General features: G+C 38.6%; 8 protein-coding genes. All 8 read right to left on the reverse strand.

The features are described 5' to 3' along the window. The coding region (locus M0Q17_RS10185; RefSeq protein WP_295086522.1) for a hypothetical protein at nucleotides 1–824 on the reverse strand (824 nt) is incomplete at its 3' end. A gap of 12 nt (nucleotides 825–836) precedes the next feature. Next, entirely contained in the window at nucleotides 837–1,490 is a 654-nt protein-coding gene (locus M0Q17_RS10190) for a DUF4355 domain-containing protein (RefSeq protein WP_295086524.1), read from the reverse strand. A gap of 143 nt (nucleotides 1,491–1,633) precedes the next feature. Beyond that, entirely contained in the window at nucleotides 1,634–2,098 is a 465-nt protein-coding gene (locus tag M0Q17_RS10195; RefSeq protein WP_295086525.1) for an HNH endonuclease signature motif containing protein, read from the reverse strand. Between the two features lie 92 nt (nucleotides 2,099–2,190). Further along, entirely contained in the window at nucleotides 2,191–3,105 is a 915-nt protein-coding gene (locus tag M0Q17_RS10200) for a minor capsid protein (RefSeq protein WP_295086527.1), read from the reverse strand. After that, entirely contained in the window at nucleotides 3,068–4,471 is a 1,404-nt protein-coding gene (locus M0Q17_RS10205) for a phage portal protein (protein ID WP_295086529.1), read from the reverse strand. The genes M0Q17_RS10200 and M0Q17_RS10205 overlap by 38 nt, the downstream gene beginning before the upstream one ends. A 199-nt stretch (nucleotides 4,472–4,670) precedes the next feature. Further along, nucleotides 4,671–6,026, reverse strand: a complete 1,356-nt coding sequence (locus tag M0Q17_RS10210) for a phage terminase large subunit (protein WP_295086534.1) — start codon at nucleotides 6,024–6,026, stop codon at nucleotides 4,671–4,673. Next, nucleotides 5,980–6,351 carry a DUF5681 domain-containing protein gene (locus tag M0Q17_RS10215; protein WP_295086530.1) on the reverse strand — a complete coding sequence of 124 codons (372 nt, stop codon included), beginning with the start codon at nucleotides 6,349–6,351 and terminating at the stop codon, nucleotides 5,980–5,982. The genes M0Q17_RS10210 and M0Q17_RS10215 overlap by 47 nt, the downstream gene beginning before the upstream one ends. A 21-nt stretch (nucleotides 6,352–6,372) precedes the next feature. Continuing rightward, the coding region (locus M0Q17_RS10220) for a hypothetical protein (protein WP_295086532.1) at nucleotides 6,373–6,781 on the reverse strand (409 nt) is incomplete at its 5' end.

The raw sequence follows: 6,781 nt of genomic DNA on the forward strand, positions 1-6,781 counted from the left end.
AAGTGAGCAACTTCATCAGCTCTAACTACTTTCCAACCGTATATCTGATGTGCTCTCATAAGATCGCTGACAGTTGCGGTATCTCTAAGCATTTCAACGCTGAATCCTTTCTGCTCTACCCAAGCAACTGAACGGTTAGGTGTAAACGCACAGGCATTAACTACAAGGTTTCCGCCTTTATAAGTTCCAGTTGTTGTAAGGTTATTGGTTTCGATAATGATGAATCCTGCCATTCTGCCGACCTGACCGCTTGCGATTATCTCATCATTGTTTGTCTTGATGAATCCTGCTGAGCTTGCAATAGCTTTTGAAAGGTAAGGATCAACAAACAAAGGAATATCCTCATTTACATTCTTTACTTTCATATCTGCTTTAAGTGTCATAAGTGCATCAAATACATTGCCTGAATCTACGCCAGTTGAGCTAAGATCGGTTGTAACGCCTGCACCTGCATAAATACCAGCTGCAAGGTCTGAGTCCTGATAATTAGCCATTGAATAACCCATCTCCTGAGCTATTGCAGGATAAAGTCCTTTAACGCTCTGGATGCGGTTAATGTCTGTAACTTTAATAGGGCAGAGTACCTGTTTGTTGATAAGCAGGGTCTGTGACTGGTCATCTACACTTGCATAAGTGATCGAACCGTTAGAATAAGAACTGGATGCAATAGCACCAATGGACGGAAGAGTCACGCTCTGTCCGATAGTTCTGGGGTCTTCAACATTGTCTGGAATCCACAGGAAATTTTTGAAAACCATTCTTTTTTCACGGGCTCTCATTATCTCCCTTCTCATAAGCATCGGGCTAAACTGTTCTAATGTCATTTTGTTTCTCCTTTAATCTTTTAATCCTAATACATCTTTACGATATTTGTCATACTCAGCAGGTGCTAGCTTAGCGACTTCTTCGTCTGTAAGCTCTTTGCCACCGCCACCAATCCCTTTGTCAAGGTTCTTTTTGCCTGTTTTAAGGGTTTCACTTACTCTATTGTTAACGAGTTCGTCAAGCTTATCTGCAAATGCCTGAGCTTTAGCGACTGACTTGTCAACATCCTCATCAAGAAACAGATCGGAAAAATCCTCAATACCCTTTTTTGCCGTAACGCCACGAACAGCATTAAGTTTCTCGAGTCTTGTCTTTTCTGCTCTTTCCTGATTCCGTTCCTTTTCAATTGCTTCAAGCTTTTTAGCCATATCAAGGTATTTGGGGTCTTCGGGGTCTTTAACTCCATACTTAGTTTTAAACTCCTTTTCATATTCTGGAAGTTTAGCTTCAAGTTGGTCTTGTAACTTTTTAGGCAGGGTTTCCTTTTCAAAAGTGCCGATTGCCTGAGTAATCTTGGAATCTACGAAAGGTTTTATCATCTTAAACCCTTCATCACTTTTAACAAAATCTAACAACCCGTCCTTTTTCAGTTCTTTAAGATAACCCTGTACTTCCTCGTTGTCCTTGTTGTCTGCAATAAACTTTTTGATCTCTTCTAACTTCATCTTAAACTCCATTTAACTTAATCTCCTTGCTAGAACATCTGGCAAGTTAGTTAGATATTAGCAACTTAGTTTCATTTTGTCAAGAGTAAGTTAACAGAGTTAGCTTTTTTGTGTTTTGGCTAACTCGGTTAGATTGTGTTAATTTATTTGATTTTACTATACTTTTTTACTATACAGCATACTGTCATTTTGGAAACACCATACATAGTGCCTATATTTTGCATACTTATTTTCCCAAGCTTATACCATTGATATATTTCCAGTTCTTTTGATGCACTAATCTTTCTGCTATAAGCATTTTCGCCCTTTGGAGATTTAGGGATTAACCCAGTCTTGTGTGCGTGTTTCATATTTTCTGAGTGAGTTATCATCTCTAAATTTTCTATGTTATTATTATGTTTGTTCCCGTCAATGTGATTTATCTCTTTTGTTTTTTCTATCTCTCCTACAAAAGCTTCATAGACAATTCTGTGAACCGATGCCATCTTGCCATCAATATAGCATAGATCATATCCATCTCTTGGATTTTGCGAAAAATTAACTTTCTTGTAAATTTGCCCATCGTCTGAAACAACATAATCTTTTTTGTAACGGATAAGATTTGACATAATGCCCTCTCCCGGTTAAGCAGTTAATATTCTGCCCAACTCCCTGCAGGGGAAAGAGCATTAAGCATATTATAAGATATTAAATAATGATGTCAACCGAAAACTGGAATAGTTGTACTTCTACAATTAGGGTGCATAGGTGGATAATTGACACCTTCCTGTGCTTCACTTAATAAAAAAACTTTCCCGTCAAGCCCTGAGCATATATCACTTGTTCTCTCATCCTCTACTGCAACATATTGATATTTTTCTATACCTGCATCTGCGTATGCTTCGGCTGTTGCCTGTTCTACCACATAAGCTGATTCTGTTCTTATTAACCTTTCTGCATTACCGAAACTTGTTCCTGTTGCATCACGAATATTTTTAACAGCATCTTTTAAAGGTGCGTTCCTTAAAAACTGATCGGCTAATGTTCTGTCAAGTGACGATATAAGCTTTTCTTTGTTCTGCCAGATCGTATCACTAAACTTTACACCTACCCAATTTGTTGAAAGTATCTGTTGCACTCTTTTGCGGTTCATTACTCCTATATCGGCAACATCTAATTCTTTTAGCGTAAGCGAATAAGCTTTCATTAACGATTTTTCAATATGGTCTGGAAACTCTGCGTTCTGCCACAGTCTTAATTGTGTTGCTGTTACTCTATGCTCAAGCTTCATCTGTTGTAAACGGCTTATCTTCTCCTGACTACGCAGGTTCTTGAGATAAAGCCTGAAATCACTATCATAATTTGGCAGAGTGTCAATATATTTGATAAACTCTATTTGTTCTTTTGCGGTAAGCCGTTTGATCGCTTCGGAATAGGTCATTATTCCGGATTGTGAATATTTACCGTAGAAATTGCCTAACCTTGTTGAATAGTCACGCATAAGGGAATCGTATTTCTTAGCAACTTCGCCCATAAACTGAACATCTGACTTGAGCAGTCTTTCCTTTTTTAAGATAGAACGCTCTATCCAGTATTCCTTACTCTTGTTCCTCGTTTCCTTCGGTATCTTCACCATCTGGATTAGCCCTCAAATATTCATCAATTTTAGCTTGTCTGCTTTCCTCTGCCCTGTCCGCCCATTCCTGTGGATTTTCACAGAAACTGCCTACTCTCAAGGCATCCTGTAACATTACACCCGCATTTACAAGTGTCTGAACTGCTATTGCCTCTTCGGGAAGGTTTGCGGGCTTGTCATAGCTAAATACAACATTTACCGTGTAGGGGTCAATGCTCTTGCCTACTGTTTCCCACAACTGGTTACAAATCTTTATAAGGTCAATTATCTGCGTTTCGATAATATCTGCAAAATCGTTGCTTGCATTATCAATAGGTTTGGTTCTAGTGTTTATTGTAAGGTTGGTGGCTTTGCCTAATACTTCGGGGTCTGCATAGTTTATGTTTCTGCCAAATCTGTCTATATTCTTTTCAAGCAGTATTCTAAGTGAGTCAAACGCTTCAACCTGAACCTCACGCTTGAGAAATTCGGCTTTTCCTGCATCGTCCATAAGGAGGACACGCAACTTTTTAAGCTTTTCGAGTGCTTCAAGTCTGCCCTGTTCGGTATCAACCTTGCCTAAATCATCATTAGTCAACATATAGTTAGTAAGAACTAAATAGGATTGTGCAAAGGTATTAAACTGATCGGTTGCACTTGAGCAGAGGTTATTATAAGAATCAATCAAGCTCAATACTGGATAAAAGCAGGGTCTTGCACATTCGTCTAACTCGGTCATTACCACAGGCACGATACCGAACATATTGGGGTCTGTGCTTACTTCCTCATCAAACTTATCTGCAAGCATAGCACTATTACAATCTGAATAAGGTGCGGATTTAAATGTTTTTATCTCATCTGGCGTATAATAATCACAGTAAGCATAATATATATTCTCATCTTCCTGCTTTACATACCGTCTTGCAAACTCGGTCAACACACCGTTCTGATAATCCCAAGCACAGTCATATATCTCAGGCACGAACACATCAACATCATCTGCAGCCTCAGTAGTAGGCTGATAACAGATCATCGCACTTCTACCTGTTGCAAGTAACCATCTGCCAAAATCCTTAACTTTTACATTTAACCTTGAAACACGGTAGAATCTTTTGATTATCTCATTCTGGCGGTCTATTTCTTCCTGCGGTGTGTCCTCGTAAAAGTCTATATCTATTGCTTTACCCATACACCAGTTCAAGCGGTTATCGACTATTTCAGCTTCAAAGTTATGTATCTGGGGCGTGTTTACATTCCTTTCATACAGCGTTCCAATATCAATTTTATGAGTAGTTTCGGGCTCATAGTCAGCTTTATATCTCTGCCAGTATTCACGCTCCTGATCTGCGTATGCTTTCCGTATCTTAAAAAGTCTTGTCAAATCCATTTTATACCTCTTTGTTTACTTTTGTTGTATATGTTATCCTCAAAACCCCGTGTTTCGAGTTTAATATATGGCGTTTTTGTATCACTTTTTAATCCGCCTCATCATCTTCATCTATTTCAACAGGTCTATAAGCTCTGCAAAATGGACTCGAATAGCTTACAATGCAGTTGCTGACCTTTGCACAAGTATCACAAATCATTTAATACTCCAGTTCAAAAACCATTCGCATTATCATCATATCAAGGAAATCAGGGGAATGTGCCAAATTTTCCTTCATCTGCTCCTTGCTTATTATATAAAGCTTGCTGTCATTGTCAACCTTGTCCCTTTTAAGCTGTTGTAGCTCACTCTGGATGCGGTCTTGATACTTTCTAATGGTGTTTGTAAGGGTTATACCTATTTCACCGTTAGACGCTAAATCTGCCAACCTATAAGCACATTGCGTTTTAAGGTTGGCGTGGTCAGGTGTTATAAAGGATTTTTTCATCAGATAACCTGCTGACTGTTTCTTTTTAGCTATTATCGGGGATGAGCCGTTATTAAACTTATATGATCTACGCAGGAAACCCCGTAAATATCCACCTACACCGTCACCATCAAATACTATGTTACGATACGGGACTTGGTGTTTATCCGCACAGTCTTTTAAAACTGTCAGGACTTCATCGGCTTCACACTTTGGCAACACTATAACATCAAGCAGTTGCAGACCATCCCACACACCTACGACAAATAAATCAGCTCCGCCAAGTGCAATATCTGCTGATATATATTTCTGACCTCTTTCGGCATATTCAAAACCAAACATACCCAGTATGGCATCGTAAGGTATCATTACCGTGTTGTCGTCTTCATAATCCCAGTTCCCGTTTCTGAGCCTTTCCCTGTCTATTCCCTTTAGTTTATCAAGGCTTATAAGATATTCGTGAGGTATGTATTTGTTTTCTCTTGCTGTGGAAGGCACAAATTTACGGTCATTAGGAAGCGTTCCATCCTTGAAAGGTTTGTAAAATTCACGATATAACCAGTTTTGAGCAGGGTTAGCACCTAAAGCCATTTTAGGCACGCCGTTTATAAGGTTATATCTTATTCTAGTTCTCAAGATCGTATAGGCTTTTTCGCACACATCCCCTGCCTCATCAATAAAACAATCGGTTATCTCCATTGAACCTAACGATACAAATTCGGGGTCGGATGGATATAGGAAAAGGTCTTTTAAGAATATTATCGAACCGTTATTAAATAAAATCCTGTTATTCTGAGCATTATATTTAAATTTGTGATTTACTCCAAGCATATTAGCTACTTCAAAGAATGTCATAAGGGTAGTATTTTTAAGGTCTGTCAGTTTAGCACGACCTATCAACCCTCTGGTATTAGGATGTGCCAACCGCCTTAACAGTTGCCATAGACACCCCGTAAATGACTTTGCAGAACCTGCCGAACCGCCAAACAGTATTTCTTTAGTGGTCTTATCCTCAAGATAATCAAAAGCTTTGGTTTGCTTTTCAGTCAGAGTTATCTGCATAGGTCTTATTGATAGTGATAGATACATCACCCGTCTGTTCTATTTCCTGCTTTGGCTGACCTAACGCCCTTGTCAATGCTTGGCTGAATATTTGAGTTAAGTCTCCTTTAGAAACACCCCTCTTGATTGCACTTGCAACCAACAATTCAAACGATGTTGACAACGGATTAGCTATTATCTCGTCTATCTCCTGTTTATTCATTGCAAGCATTGATAATATAAGATCGTTTATCTGTGAACCTTTTAACCCTTCTTTCTTGAGCAATTCTGGAAGTTTAGGGGGTCTGCCATTGGGGTTGCCTGATTGACCTTTCGGGAATTTATGAGGGATAATATTCTCTTGACCTCTCACCGTTGTTTCTCCGTTGTTTTTTTACCAATCATTATCGTTTTTACCCCATTCTTCAACTATATTGAATCCTACCGACTTGTCATGTGGAGTTATATCTAATACTTCGTAGTGAAAAGGCACGCCTGTTTTTTCTAATAGTATCTTTTCGTTTAAAGTTCCCTTGCTTTTGCCATCGTGTATAACAATAACATAATCGCTCTCTCTTATAATTTCTTTACTTCTTTGTTCAAACATTCCCCTCAAATATTGCTCATTCAAAAAATGTAGTTGGAGCGGATAACCATATTGTTTTGCTACTTTTTGAGCCACTTCACATACGCCAGATGGTTCTTGACTGGTTACAATCTTTGTTGCTTTTAGCTCAATAATTTTTTCAAGGATTATTATTTTTACCCTTTCGTCTTTTAATGTTCTTGATCCAAAAACTCCA

Origin of the sequence: Sulfurimonas sp. (assembly GCF_023229105.1) — a bacterium.
Classification (GTDB): Bacteria; Campylobacterota; Campylobacteria; order Campylobacterales; family Sulfurimonadaceae; genus Sulfurimonas.

Bases quoted from the DNA above. Each gene is read 5' to 3' on its own strand.
- M0Q17_RS10190 (WP_295086524.1), bottom strand. From the start codon at position 1,490: ATGAAGTTAGAAGAGATCAAAAAGTTTATTGCAGACAACAAGGACAAC.
- M0Q17_RS10195 (WP_295086525.1), bottom strand. From the start codon at position 2,098: ATGTCAAATCTTATCCGTTACAAAAAAGATTATGTTGTTTCAGACGAT.
- M0Q17_RS10200 (WP_295086527.1), bottom strand. From the start codon at position 3,105: ATGGTGAAGATACCGAAGGAAACGAGGAACAAGAGTAAGGAATACTGG.
- M0Q17_RS10205 (WP_295086529.1), bottom strand. From the start codon at position 4,471: ATGGATTTGACAAGACTTTTTAAGATACGGAAAGCATACGCAGATCAG.
- M0Q17_RS10210 (WP_295086534.1), bottom strand. From the start codon at position 6,026: ATGTATCTATCACTATCAATAAGACCTATGCAGATAACTCTGACTGAA.